This window comes from Achromobacter sp. Root83 (assembly GCF_001428845.1).
In the GTDB taxonomy this organism is placed as follows: domain Bacteria; phylum Pseudomonadota; class Gammaproteobacteria; order Burkholderiales; family Burkholderiaceae_B; genus Achromobacter.
On record NZ_LMIU01000028.1, the window covers coordinates 151,551 to 173,469 of the forward strand.

Annotated in this window: 19 protein-coding genes; 8 read left to right on the plus strand and 11 right to left on the minus strand. The window is 67.6% G+C overall.

Annotation, left to right across the window (positions count from 1 at the left end):
- Nucleotide 1: 1 nt before the first annotated feature.
- A complete protein-coding gene (locus tag ASE30_RS28030) occupies nucleotides 2–553 on the minus strand; it encodes a Dps family protein (RefSeq protein WP_057287544.1) in 552 nt (183 codons plus the stop codon).
- Between the two features lie 162 nt (nucleotides 554–715).
- On the opposite strand from ASE30_RS28030, the gene ASE30_RS28035 reads away from it, so the two are divergent.
- Nucleotides 716–1,891 carry an MFS transporter gene (locus ASE30_RS28035; RefSeq protein ID WP_057287545.1) on the plus strand — a complete coding sequence of 392 codons (1,176 nt, stop codon included), beginning with the start codon at nucleotides 716–718 and terminating at the stop codon, nucleotides 1,889–1,891.
- Between the two features lie 1,229 nt (nucleotides 1,892–3,120).
- On the opposite strand, the gene ASE30_RS28040 is transcribed toward ASE30_RS28035, so the two are convergent.
- Nucleotides 3,121–3,333 (minus strand): YbdD/YjiX family protein, encoded by a 213-nt coding sequence (locus ASE30_RS28040; RefSeq protein WP_156407805.1) that lies wholly within the window; start codon nucleotides 3,331–3,333, stop codon nucleotides 3,121–3,123.
- 24 nt (nucleotides 3,334–3,357) lie between these two features.
- The gene (locus ASE30_RS28045; RefSeq protein WP_057287546.1) at nucleotides 3,358–5,445 is read right to left on the minus strand and encodes a carbon starvation CstA family protein; all 2,088 of its coding nucleotides are present in this window, start codon (nucleotides 5,443–5,445) and stop codon (nucleotides 3,358–3,360) included.
- 314 nt (nucleotides 5,446–5,759) lie between these two features.
- Between ASE30_RS28045 and ASE30_RS28050 the strand changes: the two genes are divergently transcribed.
- The 7 genes from ASE30_RS28050 (at nucleotide 5,760) to ASE30_RS28080 (ending at nucleotide 13,395) form a co-directional block, all read left to right on the plus strand.
- The gene (locus tag ASE30_RS28050) at nucleotides 5,760–7,181 is read left to right on the plus strand and encodes a cache domain-containing protein (protein ID WP_057287547.1); all 1,422 of its coding nucleotides are present in this window, start codon (nucleotides 5,760–5,762) and stop codon (nucleotides 7,179–7,181) included.
- Complete coding sequence (locus ASE30_RS28055) at nucleotides 7,178–7,834, plus strand: response regulator transcription factor (protein WP_057287548.1); 657 nt, start codon at nucleotides 7,178–7,180, stop codon at nucleotides 7,832–7,834. Before ASE30_RS28050 ends, ASE30_RS28055 begins: the two co-directional genes overlap by 4 nt.
- A 121-nt stretch (nucleotides 7,835–7,955) precedes the next feature.
- Nucleotides 7,956–8,501, plus strand: coding sequence for a GTP cyclohydrolase I FolE (folE, locus tag ASE30_RS28060; protein WP_057287549.1), 546 nt, complete (start codon nucleotides 7,956–7,958; stop codon nucleotides 8,499–8,501).
- Nucleotides 8,502–8,849: 348 nt separating this feature from the next.
- Nucleotides 8,850–9,878 carry a taurine ABC transporter substrate-binding protein gene (gene tauA, locus ASE30_RS28065; protein WP_057287550.1) on the plus strand — a complete coding sequence of 343 codons (1,029 nt, stop codon included), beginning with the start codon at nucleotides 8,850–8,852 and terminating at the stop codon, nucleotides 9,876–9,878.
- Nucleotides 9,879–9,979: 101 nt separating this feature from the next.
- Nucleotides 9,980–10,813 carry a taurine ABC transporter ATP-binding protein gene (locus ASE30_RS28070; RefSeq protein ID WP_057287551.1) on the plus strand — a complete coding sequence of 278 codons (834 nt, stop codon included), beginning with the start codon at nucleotides 9,980–9,982 and terminating at the stop codon, nucleotides 10,811–10,813.
- Nucleotides 10,806–11,633: an ABC transporter permease subunit gene (locus ASE30_RS28075; RefSeq protein WP_057287552.1), complete on the plus strand. Its 828-nt coding sequence runs from the start codon at nucleotides 10,806–10,808 to the stop codon at nucleotides 11,631–11,633. Before ASE30_RS28070 ends, ASE30_RS28075 begins: the two co-directional genes overlap by 8 nt.
- Nucleotides 11,634–11,817: 184 nt before the next feature.
- Nucleotides 11,818–13,395 (plus strand): PLP-dependent aminotransferase family protein, encoded by a 1,578-nt coding sequence (locus tag ASE30_RS28080; protein WP_057287553.1) that lies wholly within the window; start codon nucleotides 11,818–11,820, stop codon nucleotides 13,393–13,395.
- Here ASE30_RS28080 and ASE30_RS28085 read toward each other — a convergent pair.
- From ASE30_RS28085 to ASE30_RS28120, 8 genes are all read right to left on the minus strand, one after another.
- Nucleotides 13,375–14,790, minus strand: a complete 1,416-nt coding sequence (locus ASE30_RS28085; RefSeq protein WP_057287554.1) for an FAD-binding oxidoreductase — start codon at nucleotides 14,788–14,790, stop codon at nucleotides 13,375–13,377. The genes ASE30_RS28080 and ASE30_RS28085 overlap by 21 nt on opposite strands.
- A gap of 23 nt (nucleotides 14,791–14,813) precedes the next feature.
- Nucleotides 14,814–15,206 carry a nuclear transport factor 2 family protein gene (locus tag ASE30_RS28090; protein ID WP_057287555.1) on the minus strand — a complete coding sequence of 131 codons (393 nt, stop codon included), beginning with the start codon at nucleotides 15,204–15,206 and terminating at the stop codon, nucleotides 14,814–14,816.
- Nucleotides 15,207–15,349: 143 nt separating this feature from the next.
- The gene (locus ASE30_RS28095) at nucleotides 15,350–16,351 is read right to left on the minus strand and encodes a GTP-binding protein (protein WP_057287556.1); all 1,002 of its coding nucleotides are present in this window, start codon (nucleotides 16,349–16,351) and stop codon (nucleotides 15,350–15,352) included.
- 1 nt (nucleotide 16,352) lies between these two features.
- A complete protein-coding gene (locus ASE30_RS28100; RefSeq protein ID WP_057287557.1) occupies nucleotides 16,353–18,008 on the minus strand; it encodes an amidohydrolase in 1,656 nt (551 codons plus the stop codon).
- A 26-nt stretch (nucleotides 18,009–18,034) separates the two neighbouring features.
- Nucleotides 18,035–19,057, minus strand: a complete 1,023-nt coding sequence (locus ASE30_RS28105; RefSeq protein ID WP_057287558.1) for an ABC transporter ATP-binding protein — start codon at nucleotides 19,055–19,057, stop codon at nucleotides 18,035–18,037.
- Complete coding sequence (locus tag ASE30_RS28110) at nucleotides 19,054–20,055, minus strand: ABC transporter ATP-binding protein (RefSeq protein ID WP_057287559.1); 1,002 nt, start codon at nucleotides 20,053–20,055, stop codon at nucleotides 19,054–19,056. Before ASE30_RS28110 ends, ASE30_RS28105 begins: the two co-directional genes overlap by 4 nt.
- Nucleotides 20,052–20,954 carry an ABC transporter permease gene (locus tag ASE30_RS28115; protein ID WP_057287560.1) on the minus strand — a complete coding sequence of 301 codons (903 nt, stop codon included), beginning with the start codon at nucleotides 20,952–20,954 and terminating at the stop codon, nucleotides 20,052–20,054. The genes ASE30_RS28110 and ASE30_RS28115 overlap by 4 nt, the downstream gene beginning before the upstream one ends.
- Nucleotides 20,951–21,919, minus strand: a complete 969-nt coding sequence (locus ASE30_RS28120; RefSeq protein ID WP_057287561.1) for an ABC transporter permease — start codon at nucleotides 21,917–21,919, stop codon at nucleotides 20,951–20,953. The genes ASE30_RS28115 and ASE30_RS28120 overlap by 4 nt, the downstream gene beginning before the upstream one ends.

A 21,919-nucleotide genomic window follows, 5' to 3' on the forward strand; every position in this document is an offset into this window, starting at 1 on the left:
CCTAGTGCCCCGTCGAATCGCCCTGGCGGCTGGCCTCGAAGAGGAACCACGTGCGCCGTTCGGTCTCGTCGATCCAGTTTTCGATCAGGCTGGAGCTGGCGATGTCGCGATGTTCGTCGGTGACGTTATGGGCTTCGCGCAGCGAGGCCGCCAGCACCTTGTTGTCTTCGCGCAGTTCGGCCAGCATGTCCAGCGGCTGCACGTAATCGGCGTCGTTGTCGGAAATGCGCTGAGACCGCGAAATGTGCCCGATGGACCGCAGCGTGGTGTCGCCGATCTTGCGGATGCGCTCGGCGATGGGGTCGGTCATGGCGAATAGCTGGTCGCCCTGCTCGTCCAGCAGCAGGTGGTAGTCCCGGAAGTGCGGGCCGCTTACGTGCCAATGGAAGTTCTTGGTCTTCAGATACAGCGCGAACACGTCGGCCAGTATCTGGTTCAGCGCCGCGGAGATGTCCCGGGTGGCGGCGGCCGCCAGGTCGGTGGGCGTCGCCAGCGGCGCCTTGCGGCGGTCTTTCAGTGTCTTGGTGGTCTTCTCATTCAGTTTCTTGGCCATGAATCGCAGCTCCTGGATATGAATCGGAAAACTCGGTCGCGGCGCGAACGGAATCGGGCCGCGTGATACCAGGGTAAATCCGGACAGGCGCTTTGCCAATGGGCCTAGGTCAAGTCAGGAGTATGCTACGCCGCTTCGTATCAGCATGATTCACACATCACCATGCGCGGCAATCCCGACGCCAGGCAAGGCGCCATCGCGTTGCACGGGTTCTACTTCCTGTATTACGGACTGCAGGGCGTCAGCATCCCCTTTCTGCCTTTGTGGTTCGCCAGCCGAGGCTTGGACCCAGCCCTGATCGGGCTGATCGTCGCCACCTCGTTCCTGCCCAAGATTCTGTCCACCCCGGTCGTCGCCCACGTCGCCGACCAGACGGGCCGCGCGCACGCGCTGATTGCGTCGGCGCTGGCCGCGTCCCTGGTCCTGTTCATCTGCTATCCGTTCAGCCAGACGCCAGCCTGGCTGCTGGTGATCACCCTGCAGCTGAACGCGGTGTTCCCGGCCGTGCTGCCGCTGATGGACCGCATGGCGATCGCCAGCGGACGCGGCCAGGGCAATTCCTACACGGTCATGCGGGCCTGCGGGTCCCTGGGCTTCGCTGCCGTCACCGTTGCCGGCGGCTACCTCATCAAGACCTTCGATACCGATTGGGTGATGTGGCTGTCCATCCTGCTGATCATTGCCTGCCTGGCCTGCGTGCGCCTTCTGCCGCAGGCGGCGCGCCCCGTGGCCGAGGAGGCGCCAGCCGACCGCGTACGCCTGCCCATGCGAGAAGTCCTGCGCGACCGCCAGCTGCTGATGTGCATCGCGGCCGCTTCGCTGGTTCAGGCCAGCAACGGGTTTCTATATTCCTATTCGACGCTTTACTGGACCGCCAGCGGGCTGTCCACGTCGCTGATTTCGCTGCTGTGGGTGGTGGGTGTGGCGAGCGAGGTCCTGTTCTTCTTCCTGGCCCCGCGCATCCTGGCCCGCACCGGCGCCCAATGGCTGATCCTGGCTTCGGCGGTCATGTCCGCTATCCGCTGGGCGGGGCTGTCCGCAACCACCGACCCCGCGCTTATCGCTGCCCTGCAATTGCTGCAGTGCTTTACGCTGGCGGGCAACAACGCCGCGATCATGTGGTACATCACCCGGCGCGTCCCCACGGCCTGCAAAACCTCCGCCATCGCCCTCTATGCCCTGCTTTCCGGCGGCGTTTTCATGTTCGCCAGCATCCAGCTCGGCGGCGCGCTCTACCGCAGCTTCGCCCCCGGCGGCTTCCTGGTCATGGCGTTCTGCGCCGCGGGCGCGGTGCCGTTGGTGGTGTATTCGGAGCGGTTGCGGCGGCGGCAGGTATAGGGAAGATGGATTATCTCGTTCGGGATATTCGATCTCACAAATGTGATTTCTGTGCGGGATCGTGGGTTCGTGTGGGTCTGGAATCTTGCGGCGTTGCGAGTTCTTGAGACGCCCGGTGCGGCGCGGGCCTGGGGTGGGCGGGGCTACGATTGCGGTCCGGAGCCTTCGCTCCGGACTACCCCGTCCTCAACCTCGTCCGCCTTCGGCTCCCTTCGGTTTCCGTCGGGCGCATCTACACGCCCCGCCCACCCCAGGCCCACGCCGCACCGGGCTCTGCCGGTTCAGCTTGACGGGCGCTTCGGCCATCGGGGTTCTTTAGGTTCCGGCCAACGCTCAGGAAGGTCAGGAACGTCTTGCGGGGCCCGCCCCCGGCCGGCCGCGCGGGCGGCCTTTGGGGGCTTACGCGATGTCTTGCGGCGGGGTGATGACGCTTTGCGCATGGCTGCTCCGCATTTGGGCTTTTGCCCATGCATTGGGTTCTTGTTCCCGCATTGGGTTCTTGTTCCCGCATTGGGCTCTTTCCCCCCATTGGTTTCTTGCCCTCTCATTGGATTCTTACCCTCGCATTGGCGTGTGCCTCGGCAATGGGTTTTGAAATCCAACGCGCCCGCCGCTAATCGTAATTTCAACTCCCGTGCCCGATGGGCGGCGCGCGTACAGGTCGGCAAGCTGAAGCGGATCGTCGACGCGCGCCGCCCATCACCGCCCTCCCCCCCACGGTGAGGCACCACTAGAAAACCCCGCATCGCAAGCGCGAAGCGCACACGTCTCGACGCCCCACCTCTCATATGCCGATTGCTGCCGCCCGCGCGGCTGCAATCGGCGTCCCCGCAGATCCCCTACCCTGACCACAGGTCTTGCAGCGCGACAAACCAAGAACCTCGTAGCCCGGCGGCGCGGGCGCCGTGGTTGCGAGCAACCTCGATGCGCCCGAGGGAATCGGAAGGCAGGCGCCGAAGGCGACAACGACGATGACGAGGGGGCAGTCCGGAGCGAAGGCTCCGGACCGCAATCGTGGGCGCTCGCAGCCACGGCGCCCGCGCCGCCGGGCGACCTACGAAGCGCCTGTTACCTACGAGGCACCTAGAACCTACGAAGATCCTAGGACCTACGAAGCACCTGATACCTGCAAAAAGCGTGAGACCAGTGAAGACCCAAGCAAACCAGCACTCGCCAACGCACCCCCCAAAACAAAAAAGGCCTTGCAAAAGCAAGGCCTTCCAAAGAACTCAACAGCAGCCGATCCGCTTCTTCCCCCCGTAGCGCGCCTCCTGCCGCTCCCGAAAGAAATCCTCATAGTTCATCGGCTCCTGATCAGGATGCGTACGCCGCATGTGCTCCACATACGTCTCGTAATCCGGCACCCCGACCATCAACCGGAGCGTCTGCCCCAGATAGCGGCCGGCCGCGCCGGCAGCCGAACTCATGTTACTGAACAACATGCAGCGTCTCCCGAAGAAAAGCGGTCAATCCGCACCGGCCGCCGCCGTCGCCGGCAGCACCTCGTACGGCGTCTCACGGGCCGTCGGCTTGTTCTCGTTGCGGGCGCGTTGGACCGACTTCAAGCCGAACACCACGATGCTCACCACCACGAAGATGAAGATCGCGCACAGCCCGGCGTTGATGTAGTCGTTCAGCACCACCCGCGACATCTCGCCCAGCGACTTGGCCGGGGCCAGCACCTTGCCCTCGGCGATGGCGGCGTTGTACTTGTCCGCGTGCGCCAGGAAGCTCACGCGCGGATCGGCGTGGAACAGCTTCTGCCAGCCGGCCGTCAGCGTGCATGCCAGCAGCCAGATCGTCGGCACGATCGTGACCCAGGCGTAGCGGTCGCGCTTCATCTTGAACAGCACCACCGTGCCCAGCGTCAGCGCAATCGCGGCCAGCATCTGGTTCGCAATCCCGAACAGCGGCCACAGCGTATTGATGCCGCCCAGCGGATCCACCACGCCCTGGTACAGGAAGTAGCCCCACGCCGCCACGCACAGGCCGGTCGCGATCAGGTTGGCGGGCAGCGAATCCGTGCGCTTGAGCGAAGGCGCGAACGTGCCCAGCAGGTCTTGCAGCATGAAGCGGCCCGCACGCGTGCCGGCGTCCACCGCCGTCAGGATGAACAGCGCTTCGAACAGGATCGCGAAGTGATACCAGAAGGCCATCATGGACGGCCCGCCCATCACCTGGTGCAGGATGTGCGCCATGCCGACGGCCAGCGTCGGCGCGCCGCCCGCGCGCGAGATGATGGTGCTTTCGCCCACGTCCTTGGCCGTCTGGACCAGGTCCGCCGGGCTGATCACGAAGCCCCAGCTCGACACCACCTGGGCCACCTGCTCGGGCGTCGTGCCGATGACGGCCGTGGGGCTGTTCATCGCGTAGTAGATGCCCGGCTCGATCACGCAAGCCGCCACCAGCGCCATGATGGCCACAAAGGATTCCATCAGCATGCCGCCGTAGCCGATATAACGGGCCTGGGTCTCGTTTTCGATCAGTTTGGGCGTCGTGCCCGAGGAGATCAGGGCGTGGAAGCCCGACACCGCGCCGCAGGCGATGGTGATGAACAGGAACGGGAACAGGTTGCCCGACCACACCGGACCGGTGCCATCGACGAACTGCGTCAGCGCGGGCATTTTCAGCTCGGGCGCCACGACCACGATGCCGATCGCCAGGCCGACGATGGTGCCGATCTTCAGGAAGGTCGACAGGTAATCGCGCGGGGCCAGCAGCAGCCACACGGGCAGCACGGACGCGATGAAGCCGTAGATGATCAGGATCCAGGTCAGGCCCTTGCCGTCGAAGTCGAACATCGGGCCGATGACCGGATGCGCGGCCACGTCCTGGCCAAAGGTGATGGCCGCCATCAGGCCCACGAAGCCGATGATGGAGACTTCGCCGATCTTGCCCGGACGGATATAGCGCAGGTACACGCCCATGAACAACGCGATGGGGATCGTCGCGGCCACCGTGAAGGTGCCCCACGGCGAATGCGTCAGCGCCTTGACCACGATCAGCGCCAGCACGGCCAGGATGATCACCATGATCATGAAGGCGCCGAACAGCGCGATCACGCCCGGGATCTTGCCCAGTTCCGATTTGACCAGGTCGCCCAGCGAACGGCCGTCGCGGCGCGTGGAGATGAAGAGGATCGTGAAGTCCTGCACTGCGCCGGCGAACACGACGCCGGCCAGAATCCACAGCATGCCCGGCAGATAACCCATCTGCGCGGCCAGCACCGGCCCGACCAGGGGGCCCGCGCCGGCGATGGCGGCGAAGTGGTGGCCGAACAGCACGTGCTTGTTGGTGGGCACGTAGTCCAGGCCGTCGTTGTACTTCCAGGCCGGCGTCATGCGCGTCGGATCAAGCTGGAAGACCTTGCGCGCGATGAAGCGGCTGTAATAGCGGTACGCGATGAGATACACGCAGACGGCGGCAATCACCACCCATAGCGCGTTGATGGTCTCCCCTCTGGCCAGCGCCACGGTGCCCAGCGCAAACGCGCCCAGTACCGCAACCGCCAGCCAGACCAGGTGCTGACCCAGTCCCTTACTGCTGGTATGCATAAGTGCTCCTCTTGCCTCCCGCCATGCTTTTGGCGTGAAACGCTTTTTTCGTCCCGCGGAAGGCAGACTCATTGTTGTAGGGTGGCGGACGCACGCGTCCACGCTGCGCCCTATGGACGCGGCCGCTAGTATTTCGTCTTGCCCCATTGCGTAACAAGCGCGGAACTACGCAAGCGGGCTACGTGTTACTACGTTATGCAGCGCAGCAAAATTCCGTGGAAATCGTAAAATCCAGCACGAATTCCCCAATTTCCGTCTAGCGGCCCACCCTTAATGCGCCGCAGCAATTCCTGTCCGCGCCGATACAAATCCTTATGAAGCTGCGCCTGAAAATCCTGCTGCTCGCGGCGGTTCCCCTGCTGGTGGCCGTCGCCGCCATCACGGTCGCCGTCTACGTGCAGGGCCTGCAGCTTGCCCAGCGTGAAAAGCAGGTCGTGGAAAGCGCCTGGCTGGCCAGCAAGGAAGGCGAGCTGCGCCACTATGTGAATCTGGCCTACAGCGCCATCGCGCCGCTGCAGGCGGCGGGCGACGACGAGGCCACGCGCCAGCGCGCGCTGGACCTGCTGGCGCAGATGGAGTTCGGCCACGACGGCTATTTCTTCGTCTACGACCTGCAGGGCAAGAACCTGATGCATCCCCGGCAGCCGGAACTGGTCGGCCAGGATCTCTGGAATCTGCGCGACACCCAGGGCCAGGCCGTCATCCAGAACCTGCTGACGGCCGCCCGGCGCGGCGGCCAGCAGGGCGAGGTCGTGCATTACCTGTGGGAAAAGCCGTCCACGCACCAGACCGAGGAAAAGCTGGGCTATGTGGTGGTGCTGGAGCGCTGGGGCTGGATGCTGGGCACCGGCATCTATCTGGACGACGTGGAGCAGGCCCTGGTGCGCATCGACGCCGCCGCGCAATCGAATATCCGCGACATGTTCGCGTGGGTGGCGGGCATTGCCGCCGTCTCGATCCTGGGCGTGGCCGCCTGCGGCCTGGCCCTGAATATCAGCGACCATCGCCAATCCGACGCCAAGCTGCGGCTGATGGCCCAGCAGCTCGTCCGCTCGCAGGAAGACGAACGCGCCCGGCTGTCGCGCGAACTGCATGACGGCATCAGCCAGGTGCTGGTGTCCGTCAAGCTATCGCTGGAGGCCGCGCGCGAACGGCTGCGCCAGTCGCAGCCGGCCGATCCGCGCGCGCTGGCCCACATCGACACGCCGCTGGGCGGCGCGCTGGACCGGCTGAACACCGCCGTGGGCGAGGTCCGCCGCATCTCGCACAACCTGCGCCCCACGCTGCTGGACGACCTGGGCCTGCCTGCCGCGCTGGAGCACCTGGGACGGGAGTTCGCCATTCCCAGCGAAGACGGCGCGCCGCCGCTGGCCGTGGGCCTGCGCACCAGCGGACAGCCGGTGAAGCTGCCCGACGCCTACGCCACGGCGCTGTTCCGCGTTACCCAGGAAGCCCTGACGAACGTTCTGCGCCATGCGGGCGCCACGCGCGCCGACTTGACGCTGGCCTATTCCACGCGCGACCTGCGCCTGACCATCACCGACGACGGCCGCGGCTTCGACTATGCCGAGGTCCAGCAGGATCCGCACCGAGGCATCGGCCTGCGCAACATGCGCGAGCGCATGAGCGCGCTGTCCGGCAGCCTGACCTTCCATTCCACCGCCCAAGGCACGACCTTGCAGGCCTGGCTTCCCCTGCCGGCCGCCGGCGCCCCACCCGCGACGACCCAAGCATGACCGACAAGCCCGACGCCATCCGACTCCTGCTGATCGACGATCACCCCCTGGTGCGCGATGGCCTGCGCCTGCGCCTGGAAACCGTGCCGCAGCTTCGGGTGGTGGGCGAGGCCGGCCACGCCGCCGCCGCCCAGGCCTTCCTGGCCGGCTGCCTGGCAGAGGATCCGCAGGGCGGCACCCTGCCCCACCTGGCGTTGATGGACCTGAACATGCCTGGCGTGGGCGGGCTGGAGCTGACCGCGCTGCTGCATGAGCGCTACCCCCAGATCGCGGTGCTGGTGCTGTCCATGCACGACAATCCCGAATACATGGTGCAGGCGGTCAAGGCGGGGGCCCGCGGCTATCTGCTCAAGGACGAGCCGGCGCAAGAGATCATCACCGCGATCGACGCCGTCATGGCCGGGCGCAGCTATTTCAGCGCGGCGGCGGCGGTCCGGCTGTCGCAGGCCAGCGCCCTGGCCACGCTGCTGACCCAGCGCGAACGCGACGTGCTGCGCCACATCGCCGACGGCCACGCCAACAAGCAGATCGCCCAGGCGCTGGGCCTGTCCGTGCGCACCGTCGAGACCCACCGCCTGAACATCAAGCGCAAGCTGGGCATCGACGGCCAGGCGGAACTGATCAAATACGCGGTGGAAAACCGGGGAGTTTGAGGACCCCCACGCCGCGCGTGCTTGCTGCCCCCCCGAGGGGGCTGTTTCCCCTTGAGGTAGACTTGCGACACGAACGCATCATGGCGCGCTATCGCGCGCGCGCAGCCCCAGGAGTCCCCCCATGTCATTGGAAAAGCATTACACCGCCATTCTTGAAGCACTAGGGGAAGATCCGTCCCGCGAAGGGCTGGCCGATACGCCGGCGCGCGCGGCCAAGGCCATGCGCCACCTGTGCCGGGGTTACGCGCAGAACCTGGACGAAATCGTCAACGGCGCGCTGTTCACGTCCGACACGCGTGAGATCGTGCTGGTGAAGAACATCGAGCTCTACTCGCTCTGCGAACACCACATGCTGCCCTTCATCGGCAAGGCCCATGTGGCCTACCTGCCCGCGGGCAAGGTCCTGGGCCTGTCCAAGGTGGCGCGCATCGTCGAGATGTACGCGCGCCGCCTGCAGATCCAGGAGAACCTCAGCCGCCAGGTGGCCGAAGCCGTCCAGAGCGTCACCGGCGCCGCGGGCGTGGCCGTCGTCATCGAGGCGCAGCACATGTGCATGATGATGCGCGGCGTGGAAAAACAGAATTCCTCCATGGTCACGTCCGTCATGCTGGGCGAATTCCATGACAATCCCTCGACCCGGGCCGAATTCCTCAGCCTGATCCGCTGAGCGCCGCGCGCCGGGCGGCAGACGCCCCGGCCGCGCCACTCATCCTTTTGGCGCATATCGCGGGCCCGCCCGCTGCGACGACGATGCCAGTTCGGGCATTGCCGGCGCGGCCGGCGGGCCCGGCTGCTTTTTGACGGCTGTTTCCGGCATCCGCTTCGGACACCTGTATTCGGCCCCCCGCTTTTCCGCATCCGCTTTGAACACCTGTTTTCGGCCCCCGCTTTCCGCACCCGCTTTTGGCTCCTACTGATCCGGACATCTGGCCCTAGCGTTCTGGTCCCATCCGGGCAAACTGGAACCAGCAAGCCGGTCGCGCCGGGGCGCGGCCGTTCTCTCCCGGAGATCACCATGAACGCGATATACCGCCTGATTCGCCGCTGCACCCTGGCCGGCCTGGCCGCCGCGCTGTTGGCCGCGCCGGCCTACGCGCAGACCAAACTCGTGGTGGGCTACCAGCTCATCGTCGGGCCCTTCCTGTCCGCCATCGCGGACGGGAGTTTCGACAAGGCCCTGAAAGAGGCCGGATACCAGGTCGACTGGCGCCAGTTCACCTCGGGCGGCGACATCTCCACCGCGCTGGCCTCCGGCAATGTGCCGGTGGGCGTCCTGGGTTCCACCGGCATCACCTCGGGCGCCACGCGCGGGGTCGACATGCAGCTTTTCTGGATCCTGGACAACATCGGCAAGTCCGAAGCCCTGGTGGCGCGCAACGGCTCGGGTATCAACAGCACCGCCGACCTGAAGGGCAAGCGGGTCGCGACGCCGTTCGTGTCGACGTCCCACTTCCACCTGCTGGTCGGCCTGGAACAGGTCTGGAAAGTGCCTGCCCGCGACGTGCGCATCCTGAACATGCAGCCGCCGCAGATCGTGGCCGCCTGGACGCGCGGCGACATCGACGCCGCCTACGTCTGGCCGCCCGCGCTGACCGAGATCGCCAAGACCGGCAAGATCATCGCCGACTCCGAACAGATCGGGGCCGCCAGCGTGCCCACCTTCGACGGCATCGTGGTCGATAAGGCCTGGGCCCAGAAGAACCCCAAATTCATGGCCGCCTTTACGGGGGTGCTGGCCAAGTCCTATGCAGACTACCGCGCCAACGGCGCCAAGTGGACCGCGGACTCCCCGCAGGTCAAGGGCATCGTCAAGCTCATCGGCGGCAAGCCCGACGACATCGTCGAGGCGCTGGGACTGCTGGTGTTCCCGACCGTGGAGGAACAGATCTCCAAGACCTGGCTGGGCGGCGGCAAGGAATCGGGCGCGGCGCGCGCCTTCGCGGCCAGCGCCAAGTTCCTGAAGGACCAGAAGCAGATCGACAAGGCGCTGGACGATTACAGCCCCTTCGTCACGGACCAGTACGCGAAGGCGGCGGCCAAGTAGTTCGCGCCGCCAGGGCGCGCGCCACCCCGGCGCCGCCCGCCGCGCACGATGGCGGGGCCTGCCGGCCGCAGGCGCCGCCCCATAAAACAGGGGGAAACGGCATGACCCTGCAGTCCACACCCGCCGCGCAGCGCCTCTGCGCGGAAAATGTCAGCGTCACCTATCCCGGCCTGCACGACAGCGGCCCGGTAACCGCGCTGCACGACGTCAACCTGACCATCCAGCCCGGCGAGTTCGTCGTCGCGCTGGGCGCCTCGGGCTGCGGCAAGACCACCCTGCTCAGCCTGCTGGCTGGATTCCTGTCACCCACGGAAGGGGAAATCACGCTGGGCGGCAAGCCCATCGTCGGCCCCGGCGCCGACCGCGGCGTGGTGTTCCAGAAGCACGCGCTGCTGCCCTGGCTGAACGTGCTGGAGAACACCGAGTTCGGCCTGAAACTGCAAGGCGTGGACAAGGAAACCCGCCGCGCCCGCGCCCGCCGCAACCTGGAACTGGTGGGCCTGCAGGACTTCCACCGGCACATGATCTATCAGTTGTCGGGCGGGATGCAGCAGCGCGTGGGTATCGCGCGCGCGCTCACCTGCGACCCCGCCATGCTGCTGATGGACGAGCCCATGGCTGCGCTGGACGCGCTGACCCGGGAGACCATCCAGGAGCTGCTGCTGGACATCTGGCGGCAGACCAACAAGATGTTTTTCTTCATTACCCATAGCGTGGAAGAAGCGCTCTTCCTGGGTTCGCGGCTGATCGTCATGTCCCCGCGCCCGGGCCGGATCACGCACACGTTCGAGCCGGCGTTCAACCGGCGCTACCTGGAGACCCGCGATGGCCGTGGCATCAAATCCAGTCCCGACTTCATCGCCATGCGCGAGCAAGTCCTTGGCATCATCTACGGCGACGAACGCGCCTCCTCCCCGCAGGCCCTCCATGCCTAGGACACGGTCCGGCCACAAGCCCGCCGCGCCCGGCAAGGTCTACGGAGCGCCGGGCGCGGGCTACAGCGGCCACATCAGCCTGCTCACCAGCCTGGCGCTGATCGCCCTGTGGTTCCTGGTCACCGGCGCCGGCTGGGTAAGGCCGCTGTTCCTGCCGTCGCCCATCGCGGTGTACGACAAGTTCGTCTTCGCCATGACCGAAGGCGTGGCCAATTCCACGCTGACCGAGCATGCGCTGGCCAGCCTGTCGCGCGTGTTCGGCGCCTTCTTCCTGGCTTGCGCCACGGCCATCCCGGTCGGCATCCTGATGGGCGTGAACCGCTACGCGCGCGGCATCTTCGACCCGCCCATCGAGTTCTACCGCCCGCTGCCGCCGCTGGCCTACCTGCCGCTCATCATCATCTGGTTCGGCATCGGCGAATTCCCCAAGATCCTGCTGATCTACCTGGCCATCTTCGCGCCCATGGCCATCGCCGCGCGCGCCGGCGTGCGCTCGGTATCCATCGAGCAGATCCACGCGGCCTACGCCATGGGCGGCACCAGCAGGCAGATCGTCTGGCACGTCATCCTGAAGGCGGCCATGCCGGAGATCTTCACGGGCATGCGCATCGGCATCGGCGTGGGCTGGACCACGCTGGTGGCCGCCGAAATGGTGGCGGCCGACCGCGGCCTGGGCTTCATGGTGCTGAACGCCGCCCAGTTCCTGGCCAGCGACACGGTCATCATGGGCATCATCGTGATCGGCGTGTTCGCCTTCGCGTTCGACCTGCTGGTGCGTTACCTGGAACGCTTCGCCATCCCCTGGAAGGGACGCGTCTGAGCACCGCCGGGGGCATGCCCCCCCCGGGAACGCCGCGGGCGGCGGGCAGTCCGCCCGCGGCGAAACGCCATCCGGCCCCCAACAGGGCAATCCCCCATTCCATCCCCCCCGGCCGCTCCTCTATCCTGTGGCACAGACCCAGCACGCGACGCCCCCGCGCCGCACGCCGTCACAAGGAGCCGTCATGTCCAGCCAGGCCTCGATGCTCAAGCCTGTGTTGTGGGAACGCCTGTTCGAAAGAGAAAGCGCGCCCAACCTGAGCCTGCAGGGACGCGTGCGCCAGATGCTGGTGTCGGCCATCCTCAGCGGCCATCTGCCTCCCGGCATGCCGGTGCCGTCCAGCCGCTACCTGGCCGACCAGCTCCGCATTGCCCGCAACACGGTCGTGTTCGCCTACCAGCAACTGGTCAGCGAGGGATATCTGGTGTCGCGCGAACGCAGCGGCCACTTCGTGAGCGACACCGTCATGCAGGGCCATTCCGGCCCGGCCGCCGACGCCGCCGCCCCGTCCTGCGAGACCGGGGTCCCCGGCGTGCGCTGGGACGAAAGGCTGCGCTTGCGGCCGTCCCGCCAGCGCAACATCATCAAGCCGCAGGACTGGCAAAAGCAGCCCTACCCCTTCGTCTACGGCCAATTCGACCAGGACCTGTTCCCCACGGCTGAATGGCGCGAATGCTGCATCAAGGCGCTGTCGGTGCTGGACATCCGAAGCTGGGCGCCCGACCTGATCACCCACGACGACCCGGCCCTGATCGAACAGATCCGCACCCAGGTGCTGCCGCGCCGCGGCGTCTGGGCGGACGCCGAGGAAATCGTCGTCACCGTGGGCGCGCAGCACGCGCTCTACCTGCTGGCCGACCTGCTGGTCAACGAAGACACCGTGGTCGGCATGGAAGACCCCGGCTACCCGGACGCGCGCAACATCTTCGCCAGCCACACCCGCCACCTGCTGCCGCTGCCCGTGGACGAGCAAGGGCTGCGCACGGGCACGCAGCTTCTGGGATGCGACTACGTCTTCGTGACGCCCGGGCATCAATGCCCCACCACCGTCACTCTGTCGATGGAGCGCCGCGTGGCCCTGCTGGCGCTGGCCCGCCAGGCCGATGCCCTGATCATCGAAGACGACTTCGAAAGCGAAAGCCGCTGGGGCGAAGGCGCGATTCCTGCGCTGAAAAGCCTGGACCGGGACGGCCGCGTCATCTACGTGGGCAGCCTGGCCAAGTCCTTCGCGCCCGGATTGCGCATCGGCTACATCGTCGCGCCGCGCGAACTCACCGGCGAACTGCGCGCGCTGCGCCGCCTGATGCTGCGTCATCCGTCGGCCTATATCCAGCGCGCGTTTTCGTTGTTCATCTCGCTGGGACACCATCACTCGCTGCTGCGCCGCCAGTCCCAGGCCTACCAGAAGCGCGGCGTCGAACTCGCCCTGGCGCTGGCGCGGCACCTGCCGGACTTCAAGGCGACGCCCATCACCGGCTCGTCGTCGTGCTGGCTGCAAGGCCCGCCCTGGCTGGACGCCGCCGCGCTATGCCAGGCGGCGCTGGCCGAGGGCGTGGTCGTCGAGCCGGGCGACGTCTTCTTCATGGACGGCGCGGACACGCCCCGCAACTTCCTGCGCGTCGGCTTCACGTCGATCCGCCCGGAACACATCGAGCCCGGCATCGCCCGGCTGGCGAAGGTCGTCGAACGCCTGCGCGCCGCCGAAGAGAACGGCGCGCCAAAGCGATCCGGGCTGCGCGCGCTAGAGCAGTTCGTCTCGTAGGTAGTACCAGCGATACAGCAAGCCCTGGCCGAGCCTGCGGAACGGCGCGAACATATGGCCCGGCAAGGGCGAGTCATAGATCGGCAGGTCCCAGGCGATCCCGTCCTTGCCCATCATCCGCTGCGCGAGCCGCCTGCCGGCATGCGCCGAAAACGCCACGCCGTTGCCCCCATAGCCAAAGGCGTAATACACCTGCTGCGAAGGGTCCGGCTGCGTCACGCGCGGCATCATGTCGTGGCTGACATCCACCCATCCCCACCAGGAATACGCCACGTCCACGTTCGACAGCGAGGGGAACTTGCGGGCCAGCCCCTGGCGCAGCAGCGCCAGATGGCGCGGGTGATCGGCATCCGCCCCGCGCAGCGCGCTGCGGCTGCCGATCTGCATGCGGCCGTCGGGCAGCAGGCGGTAGTAAAAGCGCAGGGTGCGCGTGTCCGTGATGAACACGGTGCTCTTCAGCCCAGCCGCGTCGCGCTCGGCCGAAGACAGCACCCGCGTCACCATCGAGTTCGACAGCACCGGCATGATCCGGTTGTCCAGCAGGCGGTTCACGCCCTGCGCGGTGTAGCCGCCCGTGGCGAACGCCACGCGCCGCGCGCGCACCACGCCGCCCGGCGTCTGCAGCCGGTACACGCCGTTCTCCACCCGCCAGCCCAGCACCGGGCTGGCCGGATGGATACGCACGCCCAGCGCCCGCGCCTGCCTTAAATAGCCGTAGGCCAGCTTCAGCGGATGCACGCCCACGCCGTCCGGCTCATGCATCGCGCCCACGGCCTCGTGATCGTCCACATAGCGTTCCCGCAGCTCCGCCTTGCTGAGCATCCTGGCGTCGTAGCCGAAGGCCTCGCGCATCACGCGGGCTTCGTTCTCCAGGAAGGCCATCTTCTTCTGCCGATGCGCCGTGTACAGATGCCCCCCGGGCTGCGCGTCGCATTCCACCTGGGCCACCAGGCTCTTCCAGTATTCAAAGCCCTCGCGGATCTCGGCGTCCAGCCGCCTGGCCGTCTCCAGCCCCCAGCGCGCGATCCATTGCGACCGGTAGAGGCGCCCGGACGCGTTCTGCCCCTGGCCGCCGTTGCGGCTGGTGCAGCCCCATACCGCGCGGTTGGCCTCCAGCACCACGGCCTTCACGCCGAAGTCCCGCGCCAGCGTCAACGCCGCCGACAGACCGGTGAAGCCCGAGCCGACGATCACCACGTCGGCATCGATATCGCCGTCGATGGGGCCGTCGTCTTCGGGCGGCGCGCCCGCCGTGGCCACCCAATAGGTGGGCGCGTAGTCCTGGCCCTGGCCGGGGGGGGACACCAGCGGATCATAGGCCGGGTTGTACGCGGTGATAGCGGCGCGGGGGCCGGGGGCCGGGCGATGGGAGTCGAAGGACACTTGGGTATCCATGCTGCGGTTCCGGTTGCTGGGCGCTAGGCCCGTGCCGGCAAGGCCGGGCGCTGCTTGCGAAACGCGTTCTTCACGCGGATCTTGCCGTCCTGGAAGGTGAAGATATCCACCATGTCCGCTTCGACCCGCGAGCCGTCCGCCGCCGTGCCCAGGAAGGTGGATTCAGAGACGCCGCGATCGCCGGCGACCCAATGCCGGCCGTTGGCCCACTGCGCATCGGGAAAGTTGGCCCAGGCGGCGGCGAAGGCGGCGCGCACCGCTTCAGGGCCCGCATGGCGGCTGCCGAACTGCTCTGGTCCGCCCACGGTCTCGAACACGCAGTCCTCGCTCATGAAGGACATCAAGGCGTCGATATCGTGCCGGTTCCACGCGGCCGCGAACTCGGCCAGCATCTCCACGGTGACGGTCTTGTGCATTGCCTACCCTCCTCTGCCAGCCGAGCGCGGGATGCGCCCATGCTGTATTGCCAAGGTACGTTCGGGACGTGCCAGGGTCTAGAACCAGACGCGGGAAATCGCTTGCACCAGACTCAACGGCACCAGACTCAACAGCACCAGACTCAACGTGCGTCCCCGGCCAGCGCCGACTCGCGCGTGCCCCGCGCCGCCGCCGGGTCCAGCCAGACCGCGATGTCATCGATCCCGATCGCGCCCCGCATGCCGATCAGCACCAGCGACGGCCCGTCCAGATCCGCCGGCGGGCGGGCCTGCGTGTCAAAACGCACGCGGCGGGCGGCCAGTTGCACCAGCACCCAGCCATGCCGGTCCGTGCGGACCCAGCCCTTGGCCCGCAACAGATCGCGGGGTAATTGCCTGAGCCGACGCGCAAGCTCGTCGGCGTCCAGCAGCGCCGGCGCGCGCCACAGCCAGCTCTGGAACGGATGCTCGGGCTCGGGCCGCAAGGCCAACCGCGCCGCATGCGCCGCGCATTGGCCGCCGCAGTCGTGATGCGCGCAGGCCACGACCGCGCCCGCCTTGTCTTCGCCCATCAGATACCGCAGATCCACCCGCGCCTCGCGCGCGGCCACGATGGCGGCGCCGCCAGTCACGTCCCGCAGCCAGGCCCGCAAGGCCGCAAGCTCCGTGTCCGCAACCAGGTCGGTCTTGTTCAGCACCAGCAGATCCGCCGCCCCGAGCTGGCGGTCGACAGTGTCCGCCAGCAGCGGATCGGCCGCGGCCTCGCGGATGCCTCCCGCGTCCACCAGCACGATGACGCCTTCCAGTTGCAGCATGGGATCCGACAGGCCCACCTGGGCGATCCGGCCCGGGTCCGACACGCCGCTGGCCTCGACGACGATCCATTCGGGCAGCGGATCCAGCGCCAGCACGCGCGCCAGCGCATCGTCCATGCCGCCGGCCATCGAACAGCAGACACAGCCATTGGCCAGCCGGATCACGTCGTTGGCGCGCTGCGCGATCAGGCCGGCGTCCACGTCGACGGGTCCGAAATCGTTGACCAGCACGGCCGCGCGGCGGGCGCTCGCCGCCAGCACATGGTTCAGCAAGGTGGTCTTCCCGGCACCCAGAAAACCGCCCACCACCGTCAGGGGAATCCGCGCCATCTCACGCGTCCTGAAGCGCCAGCGGACGGCCGCCGATGACGGTGCCCAGCACCTTCAGGTCTTTCAGGTCCTGCGCCGGCGCGGCCGCCGGATCGTCCTGCAGCACGCAGAAGTCTGCATGCTTGCCGACTTCGATGGAGCCCACCAGGTGGTCCATGTGCAGCGTGTAGGCGGCGCCCAGGGTGATGGCGTGCAGCGCCGCATCGACGCCGATGCGTTCGGATTCGCCCAGCACGCGGCCCGACGAGGTCTGCCGGTTCACCGCGCACCAGGCCGTGAACAAGGGCCCCAGCGGCGTGATGGGCGCGTCGGAATGGATCGCGAACGGCACCCCCGCGCGCGCGGCCGACGCGCAGGCATCCATGCGGTTCGCCCGGTCGGGGCCCATGGTCAGCGCGTAGTGCGCGTCGCCCCAATAGAAGATGTGGTTGGCGAACAGGTTCACGCACATGCCCAGGCTGGCCATGCGCCTGAATTGCGCCGCGTCCGCCATCTGGCAATGCTGCAGCGTGTGGCGATGGTCCCGGCGCGGCGTGCGCCGTAGCGCCCGGTCCACGGCGTCGATGGCAAGCTGCGTGGCCTCGTCGCCGTTGGTATGGATATGCAGTTGCACGCCCGCGTCGTGATAGGTCTGCACCATCGTGTCCAGCTCGGCCGGCGCGATGACCCAGATGCCGTTGGGCGCGCCGTTGTAGTAGCCCGGCCAGCGCACCCGCGCGGTGAAGCCCTGGATAGATCCATCGACCACCAGCTTCACCATGCCCAGGCGCAGCTTGTCGTGATTGAGGCGCCTGGCGGCTTCCAGCTTCTCCAGGCAGCGCGCCGGGTCGCCGGCGTAGGTCAGCGCCGACGCGGCGGGCACGATCCTGACCGGGAAGTCCGGCTCGGCCGTCACGCGCGCCAGCGTTGCCAGCCCCTCGTCGCCCAGTTCATTGACCAGATCCGTGGCGGTCGTCACCCCGGCCCACTGGGCCACCTTGCCGAACATCCGCAGGCCCTCTTCCGTCATGCCCACCGTGCGGAACGGACTGCCGATCAGCCGCATGACCGGAAACATGGCGGCGAACTCACAGAGTTCCCCGCTGGGCCGCCCGTCCGCCAGGCGGCTGATCCCTTCGATATCGGTATCGCGGTCGATGCCCGCCTGCGCCAGCATGGGCGTGTTCACATTCATCAGGTGCATGCTGGCGTGCATCACCACGATGGCCCTGTCCGCAGACACGGCGTCCAGGTCACGGATGGTCATGCGGTCCCCGCCGAAGAAGATCGGGTCGAAGCCCCAGCCGATCAGCGTCTCGCCCGGCGCCAGCGCCCGCTCGAAATCGCGCAGCCTGCCTGCCACGTCTTCAAAGCGCTTCAGGCCCGGCCACAGCCGGCCGTCGGGTCCGCGGCGGTCGTAGAAGCCCACGTAGACGAACTTCCACATGCCGCCTTCGGGCAGATGGCAGTGCCCTTCCACCAGGCCCGGCATCAGCACCTGGTCCGCGTAGCGCTCGTCGACCGTGGCCGGCCCCCATCCGGCCAGATCCTCCTTGCTGCCCACCCCCAGGATGCGGCCGTCGCGCACGGCGACGTGGGTCGCCCGCGGCTGCGCGGGGTTCATGGTGAGGATGGTTCGCGCTGCATAGATGGTCGTCGGGGCTGCGGGCTGAAGCATCGGGCTGTCCTTGGAAGTTGACGGGTTCACTCCTGCAGCGGCGATACCGCCACGCCGTCGCGGGATTCGACAAAATGGCAGGCGACGTGATGGGCGGGCGCCACCTCCCGCAGCGCGGGCTCCTGCGTGGCGCACACCGGCCGCGCCACCGGACAGCGTCCGGCAAAGCGGCAGCCCGGCGGCGGATTCACCGGACTGGGCGGATCGCCCGTCAGCTTGACCCGGCGCGCCGCCCTGTCGCGGCCGCCTTTCACCGTGGGCACGGCGGACATCAGCGCCACGCTGTAGGGATGCAGCGGGCGGGAAAAAAAGGCGCGCCGCGAGGCCCGCTCGATGATCTTGCCCAGGTACATGACCGCGATGTCGTCGCAGATGTGCTCCACCACCGCCATGTCGTGCGAGATGAACAGAAACGACTGCCCCTGTTCGCGCTGGATCCGCCGCAGCAGATTGAGGATCTGCGCGCGGATGGCGATGTCCAGCGCCGATACGGGCTCGTCGCAGACGATCAGGTCCGGCGCGCTGGCCAGCGCCCGCGCGATGTTCAGCCGCTGCCGCTGGCCGCCCGAAAACTGGTGCGGAAAGAGCTGGCGCTGTTCGGGCCGCAGGCCCACCAGCTCGAACATCAGGGCCACGCGCGCCTCGCGCCCGCCGGGGGGATCGATGCACATCAGGTCCAGCGGCGTGCGCACGATTTCCTCTGCGCGCTGGCGCGGGTTGAGCGACGAATACGGATCCTGGAAGACAAGCTGCAGGTGCCGCCGCATCCGCCGCAATGGCGCGCCGCGCATGGCGGTCAGGTCCTTGCCGTCGAAATGGATGCTGCCGCCGGTGGGGTCGGCCAGGCGCAGCACGGACAGCGCCGTGGTGGTCTTGCCCGAGCCGGACTCGCCCACGATGGCCAGCGTGCGCCCGCGCTCCAGGTCGAACGACACGCCATCCACCGCCCGCACGACCAAGGGCGCGCCATCGCGCCCGCGGCCTCCGATCGGGAAGTGCACCGCCAGGTCGCGCACCGACAGCAGGGAAGACGACTGTGCATGCGTCATCGCTGCGCCTCCGGATAGAGCCAACAGGCCACGCCCTGGCCGTCGTCCATGCGCGTCACGGGCGGAAACGCGTCGCGGCAGCGCGCCATGGCGTGTTTGCAGCGGTCCTGGAAAGGACAGCCTTCGCCGCGTTCCCACACCGAGGGCACCACGCCGGGAATTTCCGGCAGGTCCGGCCGCGCGTCGCCGGGCGCCCGGTCCAGTTCCGGCAGGCAGGCGATCAGTCCCTGGGTGTAGGGATGCAGCGGATGCGCCAGGATCTGGCCGACGCTGCCCTGCTCCACCACCCGGCCGCCATACATGACCACCACGCGGTCCGCCATCTCGGACACCGCACCCATGTCGTGCGTGATGAGCAGCACGGCGGTGCCGCGGCGCGCCTGCTGCTCGCGCAACAGGTCGAAGATCTGCGCCTGCACCGTCACGTCCAGCGCCGTGGTCGGCTCGTCGGCGATCAGCACGTCCGGGTCGCAAGCCAGCGCAATCGCGATCATGACGCGCTGCCTCATGCCGCCGGACATCTGGTGCGGGTAGTCGTCCACGCGGCGCTCGGGCAGCGGGATGCCCACTGACTTCAGCATGTCGATGGCGCGCTCGCGCGCCTGGACCTTGTTCAGGCCCTGGTGCAGGCGCAAGGGCTCGGCGATCTGCTCGCCCACCGAATACACCGGATTGAGCGCGGTCATGGGTTCCTGGAAGATCATGGAAATATTGTTGCCCCGCACCTGGCGCATCGTTTCGTCGTCGTGGGAGGCCAGGTCGGCGCCGCGCAGCCGCACGCTGCCGGCCCCGATGCGCGCCAGCGGCGGGATCAGCCGCATGATGGCCAGCGCCGTCATGCTCTTGCCGCATCCGGATTCGCCCACCAGGCACAGCGTTTCGCCGGGGCGCAGGTCAAAGCTCACATCGCTTAGCACCTCCGCCGCGCGTCCCCGCGTTCGGAATTCCAGGCTCAGGCCATCGACCTCCAGTACCGGCAACCGGTCGGGCGCGTTCATGCCCGGCCCCGCGACGTGGGATTGAGCGCGTCGTTCAGGCCGTCGCCGATCAGGCTGACCGCCAGCACCGTCAGGAAGATGGCCGCGCCGGGCAAGGTCACGGCCCACCACGCGGTAAGGATGTAGGGGCGGTTGCTGCCGATCATCAGCCCCCAGCTCATCACGTTCGGATCGCCCAGCCCCAGGAACGACAGGCCGGCCTCGAACAGGATCGCGGTGCCGATGGCCAGGGTGGCGGACACGATCAGCGGCGCCAGCGCATTGGGCAGGATGACGCGCCAGATGATGCGCGCGTCACCCGCGCCGATCACCCGTTCCGCCAGCACGTATTCGCGGCGCTTGAGGCGCAGGAATTCCCCCCGGGCGAGCCGCGCCGTTCCCGTCCAGCTCACCACGCCAATGGCCACCGCGATGGTCGCCAGGGACGGCGTGAAGAGCGTGACCAGCACCATCGCGAAGAGCAAGGTGGGCAGCACCTGGAAGAACTCGGTGATGCGCATCAGCGTTTCATCGACCCAGCCGCCGTAGTAGCCGGCCAGCGCGCCCACCGTCACGCCGATGGCCATGGACAGCACGGCGGCCACCACGCCCACCAGCAGGGTCGCGCGGCCGCCGTAGATCATGCCCGTCAAAACGTCGCGTCCCAGGTAGTCGGAGCCCAGCAGCAGCTCGCCCCCTGGCGGCTCCATCGGGGCGGCGGCGATCTCGAACGGGTCCGCGTCCATCGCCATCGGCCCAAAGATCGTCACCCCCAGAATCGCCGCCAGCAGCAGCATGCCGATCAGCGCGGTCGGGTTGCGCGCGAAGACCCGCAGCGCCTCGTAGGAGGGACGGGGCGGCGGCCGGCGCTGGGCCGCGTCCCGGGGCGCGCCGGGGATCGCGATGGGAGCTTCGCTCATGATGTCTTGATCCTGGGATCGATCAGCCGGTAGGCCAGATCGGTAAGCTGGTTCATCACCACGACCAGCAGCGATGCGAACAGCAGAATGCCGAGCAAGGTGGGGTAGTCGCGCCTGAGCACGGAGTCGAAGGCCAGGCGGCCCAGACCGGGCCAGTTGAAGACGGTCTCCACCAGGATGGCGCCGGCCAGCACATTGCCGAACTGCAGCCCCAGCATCGTCACCACCGGCAGCACCCCGTTGCGCAGCGCATGCTTGTACAGCACCGTGCGCTCCGGCAGTCCCTTGGCGCGGGCCGTGCGGATGTAGTCGGCCGACAGCGCGTCCATGACGCTGGCGCGCGCCAGCCGGCTGTACTGCGCCAGGTACACGAAGGCCAGGGTGAACGCCGGCAGCACCAGGTGGTGCAGCACGTCCAGCGCGCCTTCCCATCCGCCCTGCGGCCCGCCCGCCGACCGCATGTCGGACACCGGAAAGATCGGCCACGTCGAGGCGAACAGGATGATCAGGATGATGCCGGTCCAGAACACGGGCGCGGAATAGCCCACGATGGACAGCAAGGTGATGCCCTGCGACAGCGGCCCGTTCGGCTTGCGCGCGGCCAGCGTTCCCAGCAGCGTGCCGATGATGAACGCGCTGAACACCGACGTCACCACCAGCAGCAGCGTGGCCGGCACGCGTTCCCAGATCAATTGGGCAACCGGCACATTGAAGAAGTACGAATGCCCCAGATCGCCGCGCAACACCTGCGACAGGTACAGCCCAAGCTGCGTCAGGAACGGCTTGTCCAGTCCGTACTGGGCCCGAAGCTGCGCACGCAGGTCTTCGCTGATGCCGCCCATGGACCCCGCGATGGTCTCCACGGGGTCGCCCGGCGATATATGGATCAGCAGGAAGTTCAGCGTCACCACGGCCAGCAGCAGCAGCGCGGCGTAGGCAAGACGGCGCGAGAGATAGCGCAACAT

What these genes read in the sequence shown, in the direction of transcription:
- ASE30_RS28070 (WP_057287551.1), top strand. Translation starts at nt 9,980, where the DNA reads ATGACCCTGCAGTCCACACCCGCCGCGCAGCGCCTCTGCGCGGAAAAT.
- ASE30_RS28075 (WP_057287552.1), top strand. Translation starts at nt 10,806, where the DNA reads ATGCCTAGGACACGGTCCGGCCACAAGCCCGCCGCGCCCGGCAAGGTC.
- ASE30_RS28045 (WP_057287546.1), bottom strand. Translation starts at nt 5,445, where the DNA reads ATGCATACCAGCAGTAAGGGACTGGGTCAGCACCTGGTCTGGCTGGCG.
- ASE30_RS28055 (WP_057287548.1), top strand. Translation starts at nt 7,178, where the DNA reads ATGACCGACAAGCCCGACGCCATCCGACTCCTGCTGATCGACGATCAC.
- ASE30_RS28040 (WP_156407805.1), bottom strand. Translation starts at nt 3,333, where the DNA reads ATGTTGTTCAGTAACATGAGTTCGGCTGCCGGCGCGGCCGGCCGCTAT.
- ASE30_RS28100 (WP_057287557.1), bottom strand. Translation starts at nt 18,008, where the DNA reads ATGCTTCAGCCCGCAGCCCCGACGACCATCTATGCAGCGCGAACCATC.
- ASE30_RS28035 (WP_057287545.1), top strand. Translation starts at nt 716, where the DNA reads ATGCGCGGCAATCCCGACGCCAGGCAAGGCGCCATCGCGTTGCACGGG.
- ASE30_RS28095 (WP_057287556.1), bottom strand. Translation starts at nt 16,351, where the DNA reads ATGGCGCGGATTCCCCTGACGGTGGTGGGCGGTTTTCTGGGTGCCGGG.
- ASE30_RS28090 (WP_057287555.1), bottom strand. Translation starts at nt 15,206, where the DNA reads ATGCACAAGACCGTCACCGTGGAGATGCTGGCCGAGTTCGCGGCCGCG.
- ASE30_RS28110 (WP_057287559.1), bottom strand. Translation starts at nt 20,055, where the DNA reads ATGAACGCGCCCGACCGGTTGCCGGTACTGGAGGTCGATGGCCTGAGC.
- ASE30_RS28085 (WP_057287554.1), bottom strand. Translation starts at nt 14,790, where the DNA reads ATGGATACCCAAGTGTCCTTCGACTCCCATCGCCCGGCCCCCGGCCCC.
- ASE30_RS28115 (WP_057287560.1), bottom strand. Translation starts at nt 20,954, where the DNA reads ATGAGCGAAGCTCCCATCGCGATCCCCGGCGCGCCCCGGGACGCGGCC.
- ASE30_RS28030 (WP_057287544.1), bottom strand. Translation starts at nt 553, where the DNA reads ATGGCCAAGAAACTGAATGAGAAGACCACCAAGACACTGAAAGACCGC.
- ASE30_RS28080 (WP_057287553.1), top strand. Translation starts at nt 11,818, where the DNA reads ATGTCCAGCCAGGCCTCGATGCTCAAGCCTGTGTTGTGGGAACGCCTG.
- ASE30_RS28105 (WP_057287558.1), bottom strand. Translation starts at nt 19,057, where the DNA reads ATGACGCATGCACAGTCGTCTTCCCTGCTGTCGGTGCGCGACCTGGCG.
- folE (WP_057287549.1), top strand. Translation starts at nt 7,956, where the DNA reads ATGTCATTGGAAAAGCATTACACCGCCATTCTTGAAGCACTAGGGGAA.
- ASE30_RS28050 (WP_057287547.1), top strand. Translation starts at nt 5,760, where the DNA reads ATGAAGCTGCGCCTGAAAATCCTGCTGCTCGCGGCGGTTCCCCTGCTG.
- ASE30_RS28120 (WP_057287561.1), bottom strand. Translation starts at nt 21,919, where the DNA reads ATGTTGCGCTATCTCTCGCGCCGTCTTGCCTACGCCGCGCTGCTGCTG.
- tauA (WP_057287550.1), top strand. Translation starts at nt 8,850, where the DNA reads ATGAACGCGATATACCGCCTGATTCGCCGCTGCACCCTGGCCGGCCTG.